Annotated in this window: 14 protein-coding genes and 1 pseudogene; 6 read left to right on the forward strand and 9 right to left on the reverse strand. The window is 73.7% G+C overall.

Annotated features, from left to right (window positions below; genetic code table 11):
* The first annotated feature begins 140 nt into the window (after positions 1-140).
* Positions 141-1,544, forward strand: a complete 1,404-nt coding sequence (locus tag ACYVOM_RS18460) for an FAD-dependent oxidoreductase (RefSeq protein WP_460304644.1) — start codon at positions 141-143, stop codon at positions 1,542-1,544.
* Here ACYVOM_RS18460 and ACYVOM_RS18465 read toward each other — a convergent pair.
* The 4 genes from ACYVOM_RS18465 to ACYVOM_RS18480 form a co-directional block, all read right to left on the reverse strand.
* Positions 1,531-2,352 carry an NAD(P)-binding domain-containing protein gene (locus ACYVOM_RS18465; protein WP_460304645.1) on the reverse strand — a complete coding sequence of 274 codons (822 nt, stop codon included), beginning with the start codon at positions 2,350-2,352 and terminating at the stop codon, positions 1,531-1,533. The genes ACYVOM_RS18460 and ACYVOM_RS18465 overlap by 14 nt on opposite strands.
* A gap of 65 nt (positions 2,353-2,417) precedes the next feature.
* Complete coding sequence (locus ACYVOM_RS18470) at positions 2,418-3,578, reverse strand: esterase-like activity of phytase family protein (RefSeq protein WP_460304646.1); 1,161 nt, start codon at positions 3,576-3,578, stop codon at positions 2,418-2,420.
* A gap of 62 nt (positions 3,579-3,640) precedes the next feature.
* Positions 3,641-4,432, reverse strand: a complete 792-nt coding sequence (locus tag ACYVOM_RS18475) for an enoyl-CoA hydratase-related protein (RefSeq protein ID WP_460304647.1) — start codon at positions 4,430-4,432, stop codon at positions 3,641-3,643.
* Between the two features lie 102 nt (positions 4,433-4,534).
* Positions 4,535-7,120 carry a protein kinase domain-containing protein gene (locus ACYVOM_RS18480; RefSeq protein WP_460304648.1) on the reverse strand — a complete coding sequence of 862 codons (2,586 nt, stop codon included), beginning with the start codon at positions 7,118-7,120 and terminating at the stop codon, positions 4,535-4,537.
* Between the two features lie 554 nt (positions 7,121-7,674).
* Between ACYVOM_RS18480 and ACYVOM_RS18485 the strand changes: the two genes are divergently transcribed.
* Positions 7,675-8,307: a hypothetical protein gene (locus tag ACYVOM_RS18485; RefSeq protein ID WP_460304649.1), complete on the forward strand. Its 633-nt coding sequence runs from the start codon at positions 7,675-7,677 to the stop codon at positions 8,305-8,307.
* Positions 8,308-8,311: 4 nt separating this feature from the next.
* Here ACYVOM_RS18485 and ACYVOM_RS18490 read toward each other — a convergent pair whose 3' ends face one another.
* The 4 genes from ACYVOM_RS18490 to ACYVOM_RS18505 all read right to left on the reverse strand — a co-directional run bounded on the left by ACYVOM_RS18490 (position 8,312) and on the right by ACYVOM_RS18505 (position 12,622).
* Positions 8,312-9,205 (reverse strand): exonuclease domain-containing protein, encoded by an 894-nt coding sequence (locus ACYVOM_RS18490; protein ID WP_460304650.1) that lies wholly within the window; start codon positions 9,203-9,205, stop codon positions 8,312-8,314.
* A gap of 132 nt (positions 9,206-9,337) precedes the next feature.
* Positions 9,338-9,640 carry a hypothetical protein gene (locus tag ACYVOM_RS18495; RefSeq protein WP_460304651.1) on the reverse strand — a complete coding sequence of 101 codons (303 nt, stop codon included), beginning with the start codon at positions 9,638-9,640 and terminating at the stop codon, positions 9,338-9,340.
* Positions 9,641-9,798: 158 nt separating this feature from the next.
* On the reverse strand, positions 9,799-11,016 hold the full coding sequence (locus ACYVOM_RS18500) for a benzoate/H(+) symporter BenE family transporter (protein ID WP_460304652.1): 1,218 nt from the start codon (positions 11,014-11,016) through the stop codon (positions 9,799-9,801).
* 319 nt (positions 11,017-11,335) lie between these two features.
* The gene (locus ACYVOM_RS18505) at positions 11,336-12,622 is read right to left on the reverse strand and encodes a sensor histidine kinase (protein WP_460304653.1); all 1,287 of its coding nucleotides are present in this window, start codon (positions 12,620-12,622) and stop codon (positions 11,336-11,338) included.
* Between the two features lie 165 nt (positions 12,623-12,787).
* Between ACYVOM_RS18505 and ACYVOM_RS18510 the strand changes: the two genes are divergently transcribed.
* The 4 genes and pseudogenes from ACYVOM_RS18510 to ACYVOM_RS18525 all read left to right on the forward strand — a co-directional run bounded on the left by ACYVOM_RS18510 (position 12,788) and on the right by ACYVOM_RS18525 (position 17,425).
* Positions 12,788-13,390, forward strand: a complete 603-nt coding sequence (locus ACYVOM_RS18510) for a hypothetical protein (protein ID WP_460304654.1) — start codon at positions 12,788-12,790, stop codon at positions 13,388-13,390.
* Positions 13,391-13,467: 77 nt separating this feature from the next.
* Positions 13,468-14,049 (forward strand): annotated as a pseudogene (locus ACYVOM_RS18515) (ABC transporter ATP-binding protein); the annotation flags it as partial.
* Positions 14,046-14,771, forward strand: a complete 726-nt coding sequence (locus ACYVOM_RS18520; protein ID WP_460304655.1) for an ABC transporter ATP-binding protein — start codon at positions 14,046-14,048, stop codon at positions 14,769-14,771. The pseudogene ACYVOM_RS18515 and the gene ACYVOM_RS18520, both read left to right, overlap by 4 nt.
* On the forward strand, positions 14,768-17,425 hold the full coding sequence (locus ACYVOM_RS18525) for an FtsX-like permease family protein (protein WP_460304656.1): 2,658 nt from the start codon (positions 14,768-14,770) through the stop codon (positions 17,423-17,425). Before ACYVOM_RS18520 ends, ACYVOM_RS18525 begins: the two co-directional genes overlap by 4 nt.
* On the opposite strand, the gene ACYVOM_RS18530 is transcribed toward ACYVOM_RS18525, so the two are convergent.
* A complete protein-coding gene (locus ACYVOM_RS18530; RefSeq protein ID WP_460304657.1) occupies positions 17,403-18,131 on the reverse strand; it encodes a response regulator transcription factor in 729 nt (242 codons plus the stop codon). The genes ACYVOM_RS18525 and ACYVOM_RS18530 overlap by 23 nt on opposite strands.
* Between the last annotated feature and the right edge of the window lie 59 nt (positions 18,132-18,190).

Consider the following 18,190-nt stretch of genomic DNA (forward strand, 5'->3'; position numbering starts at 1 on the left):
TGAGATCCAGGTTGCCACGTTCCAGGCCCCTCGCGTTGGTGCGATTCGCCGACCCGCCGCCCGATCTTGACCGGGACCGCGAAAAAGGGAAACACTGTCTGCACTGGTGAAACAACCTGAAGCGGTAGAGGGGCGGGGCGATGGCGGTGGACGTGATCGTGGTCGGCGCCGGTCCCGGAGGGCTCGCGTGCGCCATCACGGCGGCCGAAGGCGGGGCGCGTGTCCTGGTGCTGGACAAGGCCGGCGACATCGGCGGGGCGCTGCACTTCTCCGGCGGGCACCTGTCCGCCGGAGGGTTCTCCGCGCAGCGGGACAAGGGCATCACCGACGATGTGGCGGCCCACTGGGACGACGTGAGGCGGATCAGCCGGGGACTCGGCCGCGAGGACCTGACCCTGCTTTCGCTGCACGAGCAGCCCGCCGTCCTTGAGTGGCTGCTGGACGCGGGCCTGCGGCTCGACCCGGAGACGCCCCGCATCGTGCACGGCCACGAGCAGTACTCGACGCCCCGGACGGTGCACGCGACCGAGACGCCCGGCGGCCCCGAGATCCTGCGGGTGCTGCGGCTGCTGCTCGCCCCGCACACCGCGAGCGGCGCGGTGGAGGTCCGCTGCGCCACGCCGGTGCGCGACCTGCTCGTGCGGGACGGCGCGGTCGCGGGCGTCATCACCGAGTCGTGCGAGGAGATCGAGGCGCCCGCGGTGGTGCTGGCCACCGGCGGGTTCGGCCACCACCCGGGGCTGTTCAGCGAACTGGAGGGCGCGCCGCTCACCACGTCCGCCGCGCCCACGTCGACCGGCGACGGCCTGGAGATGGCCCGCCGGATCGGCGCGGGGCTGCAGGGGCTCGGCAGGTACATTCCGACCTTCGGGGGGCTGCCGCCCGAACCCGGCGACCCGCGCGTCGACTGGAACCACCGGCCTCAGCTCGTCGCGCCCGAGCGGGCCCCGTGGGAGGTCTACGTGGACCGGAGCGGCGCGCGCTGGGTCGCCGAGGACGACCCGAGCATCGACCACAAGGAACGCGCGCTCACCGGCATCGAGCGGATGACCTTCTGGATGGTCTTCGACGCCGCGGCCCTGGACGCCTCCCGGCCCATGGTCCACGGCTGGACCCCGGAGGAACTCGACGCCCAGTGCGGCGTCCGCCGGGGCGTCCACAAGGGCGACACGCTGGAGGAGCTCGCCTCCCGGGCGGGCATCGACCCCGAGGGGCTCGTCGCGGGCATCGCCCGGTACAACGGCTTCGTCACGGCGGGCAAGGACGACGACTTCGGACGCGCCCACCTTCCGGCCCCCATCCTCAAGGCGCCCTTCTACGCGGTGGAGAACCACCCCGTCACGCTCATCACCTTCACCGGCGTGGACGTGGACGAGGAGTCCCGGGTGAGGCGGGCCGACGGAAGCGTCATCGAAGGCCTGTACGCGGTGGGCGAGGTCATCGGATCCGCAGCGGTGAACGGGAACGCGTTCTGCTCCGGGATGTGCCTCACCCCCGCGATGGCGTTCGGGCGGCTCGTCGGCCGCGCCCTCACGCGTGGCTGAAGGAGAACCCCGCCGCGCGCAGTTTCGCGGACGAGACCGGGACCTTCGGGGTCTTGATCTCGCCGCGGAACGACAGCGCGGGCCAGCCGTGCTCGGCGCAGATCGCGCCGAAGGCCGCCTCGTTCGTCGGCGGGACGACGGCGTCCGGCACCGCGTTGTAGAGGCCGGTCAGCCCGTTCTCGACCACGAAGGCGAGCGCGGCGGCGGCGTCGCGGTAGTCGATCCGGTAGAGCAGTGAGTCGGCGGAGAAGGGGACGCTGCCGCCGAGCATCTCGTGGGCCATCTTGACCCGGCTCGGGTAGTCGATGTCGCGAGGGTGGCCGTACACGTCGGGGATGCGGACCGCGGAGCCGCCGGGCGAGGCCAGCACCGCGCGCTCTCCGTTCGCGAACTCGCGCGGCGAGGCGTCGTCCTCGGACGTCACCGGGGTCTCCTCGGTGACGAGGTCGCCCTCGCCCGCTCCGTAGACCGAGACGGAGCTGGTGAACAGGACCCGGGGGTGGACCGCCGCGGCCGTCGCGGCGCTCGCGGTGAGCGTGTCGGCGTACTCGGCGACCCGCTGGGCGGCGTCGAACGAGCGGGACAGGCGCGGGCTCACCGTGAGCACCACCGCGTCGGCGCCCTCGACCGCCCGCTCGACCGCGGGCCGGTCGCTGCCGCGCAGCACCGCCACCTCGGTGCACACCTCGGACAGCTCGGCGACGCGCGTCTCGGTGGTCGTGGTGCCGACGACGGAGTGCCCGGCGGAGGTCCACCGCCGGGCCAGCTCCATGCCGACGTTGCCGCAACCGATGATCACATAGCGCATGGGAAGACCTTCAGATGGGAAACAGTGTTTCCATTCTGTCGGTAACCCGTCCCGCGCGTCGAGGGTCAGTCGAGGGGGCGCGGGCAGCCCTTCGCCGCGAGGGCGAGGAAGACCGTGCGCTCCGGCTGGTAGAAGTTGTCGTCCGAGACCGCGACGATGGAGCACTCGCCCGTCGCCAGCCGCGGCCCCCACGCCAGCCCCTCGAAGTTCTCCACGGTCGGCTCGAACTCGTAGACCAGGCGCTTGTCGACCGGGGCGTGCGGGCGCGACAGGTCATCGCGGTGCAGCACGTTCGTCGCCCCCGCCAGGTCGAACTCGTAGATCCGCGCCTTGTAGCCGACCCCTTCGAGCCAGGTGCGCTCCAGCGCGAGGAACCGGGAGCCGGAGACCGCGAGCAGCTCCGAGATCCCGGTGTCGCTCAGCCCGTCCGCGGGCTTCGGCGCCTCCGGCAGCCGGTCCAGCGGGTACACGTACTGCCCGATCGGCCGGGCCGTGTCCCGGTTCCAGACCGTGATCCGGGTCGGCGCGCCCTCCTTGACGGTCGGCGGGGCCCCGTCCTCGAACCGCGGGCCCTCGACCGCGGCCACGATGGTGCGGCGGGTCGTCGCGACGCCCTCGATGCCGAAGTTGCGGCGCGGCCCTGCGTCGGTGTCGGTCATCCGCAGGTTGCCCGGCAGCCTGACGCGCCCCGTCTCGGCGCCCTGGGTGTCGGCCCAGTACAGCCCCATCTGCGCGACCGGGATGCTCTTGTCGGACTCCTTCGGCCGGTCGCCCTCACTGGACCACAGCAGCCTGCGCGCCCACGGGTCGAACCTGAGCGACTCCGGGTCGACGGAGTGCTCCTTGCCGTACTCCGGGTAGGCCGAGCCGTCCGGCCGGTGGAACGTCCGCGCGTCCTGCAGCTCGACGCCCCGGAAGACGCCGCTGCGCGGATCGAAGTCCAGCCTTCCGGTGTAGAACCGGGCCGAGCCGTAGCGGCCCCGGTCGTCGGAGATGAAGTACCACCGGCCCGTCACCGGGTCGCGGTCGATCCCGGAGATGCCGCCGAACGTCGTCCCGTCGACCTCCAGCTTGTGCGGGACGACGTACTGCCCCAACTCCCGCACGACCTCAAGCTGACGCGCTCCCGGCGGCGCGGCTTCCGCCAACTGCGGCACCGCCGCCATCGCGATCGTGCCCCCGACCGCGGCCACCGCCGCGGCCAGGCCCCTCAGCCCCCGCTTCATACAACCCCCGTAGGTCTGTTGACCGGTCGGAGGCATGATGACGGGGGCCGGGCCGTGACGGGTCAGGGACGCGCCGTGGGGGGCGCGAAGACGGGTTTGCGCTTCTCGGTGCGGGCGCGCAGCGCCTCGGCCAGATCGGCCCCGCCGAACGTCGCGTCCATCAGCTCCAGCGTCTCGGCCAGCGCGTCGGGCTCGACGAGGTCGAGGTGGCCGTACACCTGGCGTTTGATCGTCGCCAGCGACGACGGCGCGCAGTTGTCGGCGAGGTCGCGCGCGTAGCCGATCGCGGCCGGCAGCAGCTCCTCGGGCTCCACGACCCGGTTCACCACGCCCAGCGCGTGCGCCTCGTCGGCGTCGATCGTCCGGCCGGACAGCAGCAGGTCCATCGCGTTGGCGGCGCCGATGAGCCGGGGGAGCTGGTAGGACAGCCCGTACTCGGCGACCAGGCCGAGCCGGGAGAAGGAGGTGGCGAGCTTGGCGCCCCTGGCCGCGAAGCGCACATCGCTGCCGAGCGCGTAAGCGAACCCGATGCCCACCGCGTGGCCGTTGATCGCGGCCACCACCGGCTTGGCCATCGACAGCGCCAGCCGCGGCATGTCGTCGGCCGCGGGCAGGAACTTGCGGATCGCCTCGCCGCCCTGCGCCAGGATGGCCAGGTCGGCGCCCGCGCAGAAGCCGCGCCCGGCCCCCGTCACGACGACCGCGCGGACCTCCGGGTCGTCGTCGGCGTCGCGCAGCGCGGTCGCGTAGGCCAGCGCCATCTCCAGGGTCATCGCGTTGAGCGCCTGCGGGCGGTTCAGCGTGACGACCGCGACCCCCCGATCGACCTCGACCAGAACCACGGACTCACCCAACGCCCCCACACCCTTCCGCTTGATCGCGCTGCTCACCGCCCAAGCTACCGACCGGCCCCGCGCCGCGGTGCGCGGGGGCCGGTCGGCCGTCACCGGGCCTCCTCAGCCCTCGGACGTGGTGGTGGCCGGGGGAGTGTCGGGCGCGGAGGGCTCGGCGGGGGGAGCCGCCGTGGTCGGCGTCGCGGACGGGGCGGGCTCGCCGGGCTGGGCGGGCTGCGGGGTCTCGGGCTCCGTGGTCGGTTCGGCCGCGGGCTCCGGCTCGTCCGGGGCCACCTGGTTCGTCCCGGTCAGGCTGGGCTCCAGCGTCGGCGGGGCCTGCTCGGGCTTGGTCTGGGGCTGGGTGTCGGGCTTCGTCTCGGGCTTGGTCTCCGGCTCGGTCTTCGGGGTGTCCGGCTGCGTCGTCGCCGGGTCGCCCTTCGGGGTCTGCTCGGGGACGGGCACGGTCGGGGTGGCGGTGTCGCCTTCCCCTTCCGGTCCGCCCTCCCCGTCCGGGGTGCCCTCGTCGGTGCCGGTCGGGGTGGGCGTCGGCGTGGGCTCGCCCTCGCCCGCCTCGGTCACCTCGATCGAGACGGTGATCCGGACGGTCCCGGTGCCGCCCGCGTCGTTCGGCACGATGACCGTCGCGGTGTGCGTGCCGACCGCGGTGTCCTCTCCCGGCGTGAACTTCACGTAGATGGTGCAGACGGTGCCCGATCCGGTCTGCTCGCACTCGCCGAACGCCGCGGAGAACCCGGGGTCGCCCTCGACCGTCAGGCCCGCCTCGTCGTCGCACAGCAGCCAGGGGTAGCGGATCGCGTAGGTCGCGGCCTCGGCGTCCTGCGCGATGGACGGGAGCTGGACGTTGTCGCCGTAAGGCGCGCAGACGAAGGTGCCGGTGCCGGAGAGGGCGAAGGTGAGGCCGTCGGCGCCGTCGTCGGCCGCGACGACCAGGGTCGCGTCGTGCGCGCCGAGGGTGGCCGGGGCGAACCTGACGGCCGCCGTGCACTGGCCGCCCTCGCACGTCACGGAGGTGAGGGTGAAGGCGGGCGAGGCGTTCCGCAGCGTCACCGCGGGCTGGCCTTCGGCGCCCGCGTAGCAGTCCCGCCAGGGGAACGTCACCGTCGTCGTCTGGGCCTGCCCGACCGCGACGTCTCCGAAGCCGTAGGCCGGCAGCGCGGCGACGGCGCAGTCCGGGACCTCGGGCTCCCCGGGGCCGGGCGGGGGGACCACGGGGCCGGGCGGGGGGACCGCCGGGCCCGGTGGGACGGCCGGGCCCGCCGGCGGGGGCACGACGGGACCGGGGTCGGGCAGCTCCGGATCAGGGTCCGGTGCGGGGGGCTCGGGATCGGGGACCTCAGGGTCGGGGACCTCAGGGTCGGGGACTTCGGGATCCGGATCGGCCGGGCCGGGGTCAGGGGCGGGCGGCTGCGGGTCGGTGCCGGACGGCCCGGGCGCGGGATTCGGAGTCTGGCCGGGCGCGGCCGACGGCGTCGCCTCGGGCGAGGCGGTCGGGGACCCGGACGGCTTCGGCGTGCCCGTCGGCGCGGGGGGAGCGGCCGGCACGAACGTCACGGTGTCCTGGGTCGGCTTCGCCTCCGGCACCGGGTCGCTGTCGTTCGCCAGGACGATCACCACGGTGGTGGCCGCCGCCGCGACCGCCGCGACCGTCGCGACGGCCAGCGCCTTGCCGCCGCCGCCGACCAGCGCCTTGACGCCGCCGCGCACCCCCGTGCCCACCGAGCTGAAGGCCGACGAGCCCACCGAGCCGCCGGCCGCGCCGCCCGCGCCCATGCCGGTCAGCGCGGTCGTCGCGCCGCCCGCGGCAAGGCCCGTGACGGTTAGCGGGAACAGCCCTGCGAACGTCACGGCGATCCCACCGAGCAGCAGCGCCCCGCGCTTGCGCCAGTCCTCGCCGTACGCGCCGAGCGCGGCGGCCTCCAGCTCGGCGAGGAACGCCGCCGCGCTCGGCGGGCGCTCCGCCGCGCCCTTGGCCAGGCCGTGCGCGACGAGCGGGCGCAGTTCCTCGGGCAGCTCGTGCAGCGGCGGCGGGGCGCTCAGGTGCTGCTCCATCAGCGCGAGCCGGTTCGCCCCGACGTAGGGGCGGTGCCCGGTCACGCACTCGAAGAACGTGACGGTCGCGGCGTACACGTCGGTCGACGGCAGCGCCTCGTCGCCGCGCCACTGCTCCGGCGCCATGTAGGCCGGGGTGCCCGCCATCGAGCGGCGCCCCGCGTGGGTGGCGATGCCGAAGTCGATGAGCTTGCTGACGCCGTCCTCGCGCACGATGACGTTCGCGGGCTTGTAGTCGCGGTGGACGACCCCGGCGAGGTGCGCGGCCTCAAGGCCGAGCAGGGAGCCGCGCAGCACCACGAGCGCGGCCTCGGGCGGCAGCGCCCCGTACTCGGCGAGGACGGTCTTCAGCGGAACGCCGTCGACCGCCTCCATGACCATCGCGACGCCGTGCCGGTTCTCCACCACGTCGTAGAGTTGCGCGACGTGCTGGTCGCGCACCGCCACGAGCATGCGCGCCTCGTGCCGCATCATGGTGCGCTCGTCGGTGTCCTCGGGCAGCGCCGCCCCGGCGTCCATGTACTTGATGGCGACGAGATCGTCCGATCCCGCGCGGCGGGCGAGGACGACGCGCCCCTGCTGGCCCGCGCCGAGTTCGCCCTGCTCGTCATATCCGTCGAGTCGCCAGTTCCCGCTCATCCCAGTCCCGTCCCCGACCCCGTGGATCACGGGGCGATGTGGCGCTATTCGACCCCTGTCCGGTCGGACCGGTCAACCCGATGGACCGGAACGTACTGAGTGAGCCACATGGGTGCTGAATTAGGGCTGTTCCCTAAATCGTCGGAGGACGAGTGCCGCAGGTCGGTAATCGGAACTTGATCCATTTGGCTTTTGTGCCGCTTGACGCATTCATGCTGCAGGGGCGGCGGGGACACCCGTGGTGCGGGGATTTTCGCGGGTCGCGAGGCACGCCCCGGGTCCGCCGCCACCAGCGGGAACACCGCGTCGGCCAGGTGTGTCCGGAGAATTCCGCAAGATCGAGAATTTCGGAACGGTCCCGAAATTCTCTCACGAAACTCGTGGATCTTCGGCAGGATGGTTGCCATTACGGATGAGATGTTCCCGGCGGCACTGACCGCGGTCGGCCACTCCGCGTAAATGCAATACCGCTTTCACTAGCGACCTTCGCCGAAGATCCCTTCTCGGAATCGAGGGGTTGACCCCGGTATGGGTGATCAGTGTGGAATGGGGCCATGGACACCGAACGCGGGCCCGGAGGGCTGTGGAGGCGCTGCGTGCCGGAGAAGGCGCGGCTCCTCATAGGCATCGACGTGAAGGGGACCGTCAGCCTTGCGCTCTGGTTCGCCCGCCGCAGGCACGGTGTCCCCGAAGGCGCGGTCCCCGTCGCGTACGCCTCGGGCGGAAGCGCGATGTTCTTCGTCGTGCTGTTCTCGATCGCCGTGGAGACCATCGCCTTGGAGGCGCTGTTCCGGGGGACGGACATGCCCCCGACCGCCGGGTCCGTCTCCCTGGCGCTGCACGGGTGGGCCGTGCTCGTCCTGCTCACCACGGCCGCCGCCCACATCACCAGGCCGCACGTCGTCACCGGCGAGTACGTGCGGGTGCGGCACGGCGCGTTCTTCGACCTGCGGATCCCGCGCGCCCTCATCACCGAGGCGAGGCTCGTCCGCGTGTACGACGCCGACGACGGCGTCACCGTCGCGGACGAGGCGCTGGGCGTCGCCGTCGCCTCCCAGACCAACGTGGTGCTGACGCTGGCCGCCCCCGTGGACGTCGTACGGCCGCTCGGCGCGCGGACGCGGGTCCGGGTCGTCCGGCTCTACGCCGACGACCCCGCGGCGGCCCTCAGAGCGCTGGCGGCCTGAGGCGTCAGGACGGGACCCGGCGGCCCGGACGGACCGCGGCGAGCAGCGCGAGGAAGGTGCGCTCGTCGATGAACGGGACGCCCTCGGAGCGGGCACGCAGCGCCTTCGCCGACGACGCGCGCACGTCGTTGGCGACGATCAGGCTCGTGTAGCGGCTCACGTTGCCCATGACGTTCAGGCCTGCCGCCGCCGACCGCGCCATGAGGTCCTCGCGCGGCACCTGGGTGTCGCCGGTGAAGGCCACCTTCATGCCCTGCACGAGCGGCTGCCCGTCGCGCCAGCGGCCCGGGCTCTCGTAGGCGCACCGCTGCTTGGGCACGACGGGCGGGAAGGAGCCGCGCCCCACGAGGTCGCCCTCGACGATCGGCGGCTCTATCCCGAGCTCCTCGGCCGCGGCGAGCGAACCGCGCAGGATGCCCGCCAGGACACGGGCGTCGTCCAGCGCGTCGTGCGCGTGCTCCTGCCGGACGCCGTAATGCGCGGCGAGGGTGCCGAGCTTGAAGTCCGCCGTGGGCGGGCGCAGCTTCCGGTTCAGCCGGAGCGTGCACAAGGAGTGCCGCACAGGCATCGGCATGCCCAGCGCGCCGAACTCCCGGCTGAGGAAGCCGTAGTCGAACTGCGCGTTGTGCGCGACCATCACCTTGCCGCGCAGCAGCTCCGCGGTGTGCTCGGCGACGTCCTCGAACCGAGGCGCGCCCGCGAGCCGCTCCGGCGTCAGCCCGTGCACGTGGACGGGACCGGGGTCGACCCCCGGGTTCAGCAGCGTCGAGTACTCCTCGACGGGCCCGCCGCCACTGTCGAGCACGATGACGGCCAGGGACAGCACGCGGTGCCGGTTGCGGTCGATCCCCGAGGTCTCCACGTCGACGGCCGCCCACGGGCCCAGGTGCGCACTCATAGATCTTCGACTGTAGACCCGCGCGCGCCGCGTGGGGCATCGGTGCCTGACGGGTGTGGAGTGTCGCGGATGCCGGGTGTGCTCTTCGGTGGAGGGGCCCGGGGCGGTGTTCGCGGAGGGCGGGCCGGGTCGTCAGGCGGTCGTGATGAGGGACAGCCCCGTCCGTCCGATGGGGTGGCAGGTGTGGCCCGGCGCGGCGCGGTAGACCGCGCCGCTGATCCAGCGCGCGCTGTTGGAGGCGATGACGCGGCCCGCGGCGCTGGCGATGAACGCGGGAGGCAGGTCCTTCCGCGCGGGCAGCAGCGCCCGCTCGAAGGCGCTGACGAACACGTCGGCCGCCGCGACGCCCACGAACGCGCCGCCGACGAGGACGGGCAGCGAGAACGTCAGGCTGGCCGCGCGCACGGCGGCGACGGCCGCTAAGACCGCGATCACGGCTTCGGCGGGTTCGCCCCTCCGCGCTCAGGGCCCGGCCGAGTTCGCTCCGCGGTCACGACTGCGCCGGTTCCCCTGAGCTCAGGGCCCGGCCGAGTTCGGCGCCAGGGTCACGACTGTGCCGGTTCGCCTGTCGCGGTCGGGGTCTGGCTGCGTGGTCATGGCTCGGCCGGGGTCGGTCGGCGTGGGGAGGGGGCGGGGGTCGGGGCAGGGGCGGGCTTTCGGGTGGGGAACCGGGTGAGGGCGGAGTAGGTGAGGCCGGCGAGGAGGCCCCAGAAGGGGGCGCCGACGCCCAGGAGGGTGATGCCGGAGGCGGTGACGGCGAAGGTGATGACGGAGGCGTCGCGGGTCGCGGGGGACTGGACGGCGGCGTGGAGCGCCGAGCCCAGGGAGGCCAGGAGCGCGAGCCCCGCGACGGTCTCGATGAGGAGCGGCGGAGAGGTCGCGATGAGCGAGACCGCGACGCCGGAGCCCAGGCCCAGCACCAGGTAGACCGCCCCGCCGGAGACCGAGGCGATCCAGCGGCGGGCCGGATCCGGGTGCGCGTCCGGCCCGGCGGCGAGCTGCGCGGTGATCGCGGCGAGGTTGATCGCGTGCCCGCCGAAGGGCGCGCCCACCGCGGTCGCCGCCCCCGTGGAGACGAGGATCGGGCGCAGGTCGGCACGGTAGCCGTTGGCCGCGAGGACCCCCATGCCCGGCACGTTCTGGGACGCCATCGTCACGACGAACAGCGGCAGCGCCACCCCGACGAGCGCCTGCGCCGACAGCTCAGGGACCTCCCAGGTCAGCGCGGGCAGGAACGTGGAGGAGGCCTCGCCCGGCTCGCGCAGCAGCAGCACCGCGACCACGCTCACCGCGAGCGCCGCCGGGACCGCCCACCGCCGGGTGGCCGCGAAGCGCCCGAGCACCAGCCAGGTGAGCACGATCGGCACCGCGGCCCGCGGCAGCTCCGCCACCGCGTGGACGGGGGCGAGGCACAGCGGGAGCAGCACCCCTGCGAGCATCGCCGACGCCAGGGGCACCGGGATCGCCGCGATCAGCCTGCCGAGCGTCTTCGACAGCCCGGCGAGCACGATCAGGCAGCCCGTCACGGCGAAGGCCCCGAGCGCCTCCCGGTAGGAGACCCCGCCGGAGGCGGAGGTCGCCAGCAGGGCCGCGCCCGGTGTGGACCAGGCGATGCTGAGGGGGATCCGGTACCTGAGCCCGAGCAGGATCGCGACGAGCCCCATCGTCACGCAGAGGATCAGCAGGCCCGAGGCCGCCTGCCGCTCGTCGGCGCCGACCGCCCGCAGCCCCGCGAGCACCACCGCGAAGGAACTCGCGAATCCCACGACGGCGAGGACCACCCCCGCCATCACCGGCTGCAGATACCGCATGACCCCACCACCGTTCCGTATACGGAACAACAGTGTAGGCATCCCGTTCCGTAAACGTGTGCCTGAGCGCTCCATTTGGCGGATTTGGCGTTACAGCTGGCGGATGGCGTGCTCGGCATGGCGGCGTACGCCACTTCCGGGTGACACTTCCACGCCCTTGCGCGTTCACTCTTTCGCTCGCCGTGGTCGGCGGGTTGTCCTTGCGGTGTGCCGATGCCGAGCGAGCCCGTGTGGTCGCATTGCTGCGCGCTTGAGGATCTGTGGTCGCCGTATGCGCCGGACGAGAGCGCGTCGGCGTTGTTGGAGTGCGGTCGGGGTGTCAGGGCATCGGGGCCGGGGGCAGGAGGAGGGTGAATGTGGTCGGTGATGGGGCACGGAGGGTGAGGCGGCCGCCTTCGGCTTCGGCGAGGGTCCGGGCCATGGGCAGGCCGATGCCGTGGCCCTCCTGGGTGGTTCCGCGTGCGAAGAACGCCGCGGTGTCCTGGGCTGAGACGTCGCCTTCGTCGGAGACGTCGAGGGCGAGAGCGCCGGCGGTGTCACGCGCGGTCACGGTGACGGTGCCGGAGCCGTGTCGTGAGGCGTTGTCGAGGAGAACGGCGAGGATCTGCCGGACGGCGGCGGTCGAGGCGGTGCTGGGCGGCAGATCCGGTGCGGCGCTGACGCGCAGCGGACGGGTGCGGGCGGCGAGGTCGCCGTGCCAGGTGCGCTCGATCTCCTCGATGAGCGAGGGCACGTCGAGGGTCTGGCCGCGGCGGGGGGAGCGTCTGGCGAGGGCGAGGAGGTCGGCGATGGTGTCTTCCAGTGCGTCGATGGTGTCGATCGCCTGGGTGAGCGTCCGGCTCCGGTCGGCTGACGGATCGTCAAGGGCGGCCTCCAGCCGCAGTTTCAGACCGGTGAGCGGGTTCCGCAACTGGTGTGAGGCGTCGGCGGAGAAGGCGCGCTCCCGGGTGATCAGGTCGTCGATCCTGGCGGCGGTGGTGTCCAGGCAGGCGCCCGCGGCGTCGACCTCGGGGATTCCTGTGGGGTGCGTGCGAACGCTGAAGTCGCCCTCGCCGAGGCGGGTCGCGGCCACCGCGAGGTCCTCGATCGGTCGCGCGAGCCTTCGGGCCTGGCGGCGCGCGAGCAGCCAGGCCAGGACGAGGGCCAGGGCGGCGATGCCGAGCATGAGCAGCCAGGTCAGCCCGATATCCCGGTAGACCTCCCGTCGCGGGGACGCCGCCCGCAGCACGGCGACCGTGTTCTCCTCGCCCGCGACCGGAACGGCGACCACGAGGTCGGCACCGCGGTCGGTGCCGGCGACCTGCCCGCTGAGCGCGCGCCGGACGGCCGCGTCCGCCCCGGCCGGACCGGCGCCGCTGATCCTGCGGCCTGAGGCGTCGTAGAGGCCGAGGGAGATCTCGGACTCGGCTCGGGGAAGCTCGGCGGTGTCCGTGCCGCGCAGCACGTCCGAGGACACCGCGAGGGTCGCCTGAACGGCGATCCGCTCCAGTTCGCCGCGCTCGTCGGCGAGGTAGTAGCGGGCGACGCCCGCCGCGAGCGGGACGCCGAACAGGCTGATGGCCAGCACCGACGCCAGCAGGCTCAGGCCGACGATCCGTCTGCGCACCCGTTCTCCCTCCGGCCACCGACCAGTCTGACGCGCCCGCGCCGCACCGCGCGGAACGGCGTCCGGAGTTTGCCGTGCTCTTCCCTTCCGCGAAGGCGGCGCTGTCCCACCGGTGCCTAACGTCGGCTTTGTAAAGAACGTCAGCCTTCCTCCTTGGGGGCGGTCATGAACGCTTTCCGCAACCGGCTCGCCTGCCTCGCCCTGGGCGCCACGGCGGTTGTGGCCCTCGGTGCCTGCCACGCCGGGTCTCCTTACGCCATGGCCTCCGCCGTGCGGGACCAGCCGCCCTCGCCGGAGGTCAACCCGCCCGGCGACATCCCCGACAACCAGGTCTATGTGCCCGTCACCGCCCCTGGCGGGACCTTCACCGTGAAGGTGCCCGAAGGGTGGGCGCGATCCCAGGACGGGCAGGCCACGGTCTTCACCGACAAGCTCAACACGGTACGGATCGAGTCCGCGGCCGCTACGTCGGCACCGACGACGGCCACCGCCCGGGCGGAGCTCGCCAAGATCAAGGCGTCCGCCCAGGGGTTCTCCGGAGGTCAGGTGTCGCAGGTCCAGCGCAAGGCGGGCCCCGCCATCCTGATCACCTACCAGCAGAAGTCGGCCCCCAACACGGTGACCGGCAAGACCATCACCGACGCGGTCGAGCACTACACGTTCTGGAAGAGCGGGCACGAGGCCGTGCTCACCCTGTCCGGCCCGACCGGCGCCGACAACGTGGACCCGTGGCGGACGATCACCGACTCGGTGCAGTGGACGCCATGACCATCGCGCTGGAAGCCGACTCGCTCTACCGGTTCTTCCGGGCCGGGGAGGAGGAGACCCTCGCGCTGCGCGGAGTGTCCCTGACCGTCGCCTCAGGTGAGTTCGCGGTCGTCGCCGGGCCGTCGGGCTCGGGCAAGTCCACCCTTCTGGCCTGCCTGGCCGGGCTCGACGAACCCGACGGCGGCACCGTCCGGATCGGCGGCGAGCGGATGAGCCACCGCCCGGAGACGGCCCGCGCACGGCTGCGGGCGGACCGCGTCGGCGTCCTGTTCCAGTCCGGGAACCTGCTCGCGCACCTGACGGTCGCGCAGAACCTCGCGCTGTGCCGCAGGCTGCCCTCCCACCGGCCGGGCTCTGACAGCGGCATGCTGCTGGATGCGGTCGGACTCACCGCGCGCGCGGGCGCCCGGCCGGCCGAGCTGTCCGGCGGGGAGGCGGCACGGGCGGGCCTCGCCCTTGCCCTCGCGGCCGACCCGGCGGTCCTGCTGGCCGATGAGCCGACCGGAGAACTCGACTCCGTCACCGAATCCCAGGTCCTCGACCTGCTGCTGCACCGCGCCGCCCTCGGCACCGCAGTCCTCGTCGCGAGCCACAGCCCCGCGGTCGCGGCCGCCGCCGACCGGGTGATCGGGCTCAGCGACGGAAAGGTCACGTCATGAACGGCACCCGCCTCACCGCGGACGGACCCGCCCCCGACGCGGTCGTGCGCTGCGCGGGCCTGGCCCGGACCTTCGGGTCGGGTCGTGCGGCGACCGTCGCGCTGCACCGCGTCTCCTGCACGGTGCCTCCCGGCGCGCGGATCGCGCTGTCCGGTCCGTCGGGGTCGGGGAAGTCGACGCTGCTCCACCTGCTCGCCGGGCTCGACACGCCCACCGAGGGCGAGATCTCCTGGCCCGGTCTCGGCGGTCCGCCGCACGGCAGGCCCGGCACCGTCGGCCTGGTCTTCCAGGGCCCCAGCCTCCTCCCGGACCTGGACGTGCGCGAGAACGTGGCGCTGCCGCTGATCCTCGGCGGAACACCCGAGCACGACGCCCTGCGCGACGCGGGCGAGGCGCTGCGGCGCGTCCAGGTGGCCGACCTCGCGGCGAAGCTTCCCGAGGAGCTGTCCGGCGGCCAGGCCCAGCGTGCCGCGGTCGCCCGGGTCCTGGCCGGCCGGCCCGCCCTGATCCTCGCCGACGAGCCCACCGGCCAACTCGACCACCAAGCGGGCGAACGCGTCATCACCGTCCTGCTGGAGGCCGCCGACGAACTCGGCGCTGCCCTCGTCATCAGCACCCACGACCCGGCGGTGCTCGACCACTTCACCGAACGGTGGACGATGCGGGACGGCGCGCTCACCGCCGCGCCCGCCCCACGTCCGGGAACGGAGGGCCCGCCATGATCTGGATCTGGTTGCGCGGCCTGCTGAGCCGTCGCCCGGCCCGTCTCGCCGCCACCACCGCGGGCATCGCCGTCGCGGTGGCGCTGCTGGCCTCGCTCGGCGCCTTCCTCGCCGCCTCCAAGGCGACCATGACGTCCCGGGCCGCCACGAGCGTGGCCGTGGACTGGCAGGTCGAGGTGGCCCCCGGCGCCGACCCTGCCGCGGTCCTCGCCGCGGTGGGCTCCGCGCACGGCACCCGCGCGGCGGTCCCCGTCGGATTCGCCACCACCAGCGGACTTTCCAACAGCGGCACCACCACCCAGACGACGGGCCCCGGAGTCGTCCTCGGCGTGCCGGACGCCTACCGGCAGATCTTCCCCGCAGCGGTGCGGACCCTCTCCGGACCGGGCAACGGGGTCATGCTCGCCCAGCAGACCGCCGCGAACCTGCACGCGCGGCCCGGCGACACCATCTCCATCGGCCGCCAGGGACTGCCCCCGGTGCCCGTCAAGGTCACCAGCGTCGTCGACCTGCCGCAGGCCGACTCCCTGTTCCAGAAGGTCGGCGCCCCGGTCGGCGCCCAGCCCGTCGCGCCCCCCGACAATGTCCTGCTGCTCCCGCAGAACACCTGGCACCAGGTGTTCGACCCACTGGCCGCGACCCGGCCCGACCTGGTCTCCACCCAGGTCCACGCGGCCCGGACGCACCGGCTGCCCGCAGACCCCGCCGCCGCCTACACCCGCAGCACCGCGCTCGCGCACAACCTCGAAGCCGCCACGTCCGGGGCCGCGACCGTCGGCGACAACCTCGGCGCATCCCTCGACGCCGCGCGCGGCGACGCCGCCTACTCCCAGGTGCTCTTCCTGTTCCTCGGCCTCCCCGGCGCCGTGCTCGCGGGCCTGCTCACCGCGGCCCTCACCGCTACCGGCGCGCAGCGGCGACGCGCCGAGCAGGCGCTGCTGCGGGCACGCGGAGCCTCGGCCAGGACCCTGCTCGCCCTCGCCGCCGTCGAGGCCGCCGTGGTCGGCGCCGCGGGCAGCCTCCTGGGCCTCTTCGGGGCCGCGCTGGTCGGCCGCTGGGCGTTCGGCTCGGCGGAATTCGGTGCGACCCCGGCGACCGCCCTGGCCTGGACCGCTGGGGCGGCACTGTCCGGGCTGCTCATCGCCGCGGCCACCGTGCTGCTGCCCGCCCACCGCGACCTGCGCGCAACGACGGTCGCCCAGAACCGAACGCCGATCGGCCGCACCGCGGCCCCACGTTGGACCCGTTACGGGCTCGACCTCATCCTCCTCGGCCTCGCCGCCGCCGTCTTCCTGCTGACCGGCCGCAACGGCTACCAGCTCGTGCTCGCACCGGAGGGCGTCCCCGCCATCTCCGTCTCCTACTGGGCGTTCGCCGGACCGGCACTGCTGTGGACGGGCGGCGCACTGCTCGCCTGGCGGCTCGCCGACCTCCTGCTCGGCCGAGGCCGCCGGCTCGTCGCCACCGGCCTGAAGCCGGTCGCGGGCGGGCTGTCCGGCACCGTCGCCGCCGGCATCTCCCGGCGGCGCGGCACCCTGTCCCGCGCGGTCGTGCTACTGGCCGTCGCCGTCGCGTTCGCCGGATCCACCGCGACCTTCAACGCCACTTACCGGCAGCAGGCCGAGGCGGACGCGCGGCTCACCAACGGAGCAGACGTCACCGTCACCCAGTCGCCCGGCACCGTCGCAGGGCCAGACGAGGCCGCCCGGATCGCCCGGATCGCCGGAGTGCGCACCGTCGAACCCGTCCAGCACCGCTTCGCCTACGTCGGCGCCGACCTCCAGGACCTCTACGGGGTCAGGCCGCACACCGTCGCCCGCGCCACCTCGCTCCAGGACGCCTACTTCACCGGAGGCACGGCCCAGCACCTCATGTCCGTGCTGGCCGCCAAGCCCGACTCCGTCCTCGTCTCGGCCGAGACCGTGCACGACTTCCAGCTCAAGCCCGGCGACCTGCTCAACCTGCGCCTCCAGAACGGCAGGACCAAGCAGCTCACCACGGTCCCGTTCCACTACGCCGGGGTCGTCAACGAGTTCCCGACCGCGCCCAAGGACAGCTTCTTCGTCGCCAACGCCACCTACGTCGCCCAGCGCACCGGCAGCGACGCCGTGGGCGCCTTCCTCATCGACACCGGAGGCAAGGACCCCGCCGCCGTCGCCCGCAAGGTGCAGGCCGGGCTGGGGCCGTCGGCGACCGTCACCGATCTCACCGCCGCGCGGACCACGACCGGGTCCAGCCTCACCGCCGTCGACTTGGCCGGACTCACCCGGGTGGAACTCGCCTTCGCCCTGCTCCTCGCCGCGGCAGCCGGAGGACTCGTCCTGGCGCTCGGCCTCACCGAGCGGCGGCGGACCTTCGCCATCGCGGCGGCCCTCGGCGCCGACGCCCGGCAGCTGCGCGGCTTCGTCTTCGCCGAGACCGCCGTGCTGACCGCCTGCGGACTCACCGCCGGCGCGGGCCTCGGCTGGCTGCTGTCGCAGATGCTCGTCAAGGTCCTGACCGGAGTGTTCGACCCGCCGCCGTCCGCCCTGGCGGTGCCCTGGCCCTATCTGACGACCGTCGCCGCGGTGGCCGTCGCCGCGCTGGCCGCCGTCTCGGCGGCGACCGTGCGGCTGGCCCGCAAGCCCTCGGTCACCGTCCTGCGCGACCTGTGACGGGCCCGTCCTGCGGCCCCTCCAGCCGGTAACCGTGGCCGCGCAGCGTGACGATCCCGGGAAGCGTCGCCCCGGACTCCCGCGCCGCGGCGGCGAGTTTGCCGCGCAGGGCCGCCACGTGCACGTCGAGTGTCTTGGTCGAGGCGTGCCAGTTCACGTCCCACACGTCGTCCATGAGCTGTTCCCTGGTGAGCGCCGTACCGGCGTCGGCGGCCAGCCGGGCCAGCAGGTCGAACTCCTTGGGCCGCAGCTCCAGTTCCCGGCCGAGGACCGTGCAGCGGCGGGCCGCGGTGTCCACGACGAGGTCTCCGACCTCCATCCGCGCCGGCGCCGGTGGATTCGGCGCCCCGCGCCGCAGGTGCGCACGGACCCTCGCGAGCAGTTCCGCGAACCCGAACGGCTTGGTCAGGTAGTCGTCCGCCCCGGCCTCCAGGCCGAGCACGACGTCCATCTCGTCCTGCCGCGCGGTCAGCATGACCAGGACGCAGCCCGGCTGGACCCGGCGCAACCTCCGGCACACCTCCACACCGTCGATGTCCGGCAGCCCGAGGTCCAGCAGCACCAGATCGAAGACCTCGGTCTCGGCCGCACGGAGCGCACCCCGACCCGTCCGCTCCCACACCACCCCATGGTCCTGGGCGCGCAGCCGGGATTCGAGCACCTCACCGATGACGTCGTCGTCCTCCACCACCAGCAGACGCGCCATCACCCCATGCTAAGCCTCCCACCAGGCACTTCACCCCATCCAGTCCGGTACGGAGACCC

It is taken from the genome of Actinocorallia aurea (assembly GCF_054783995.1).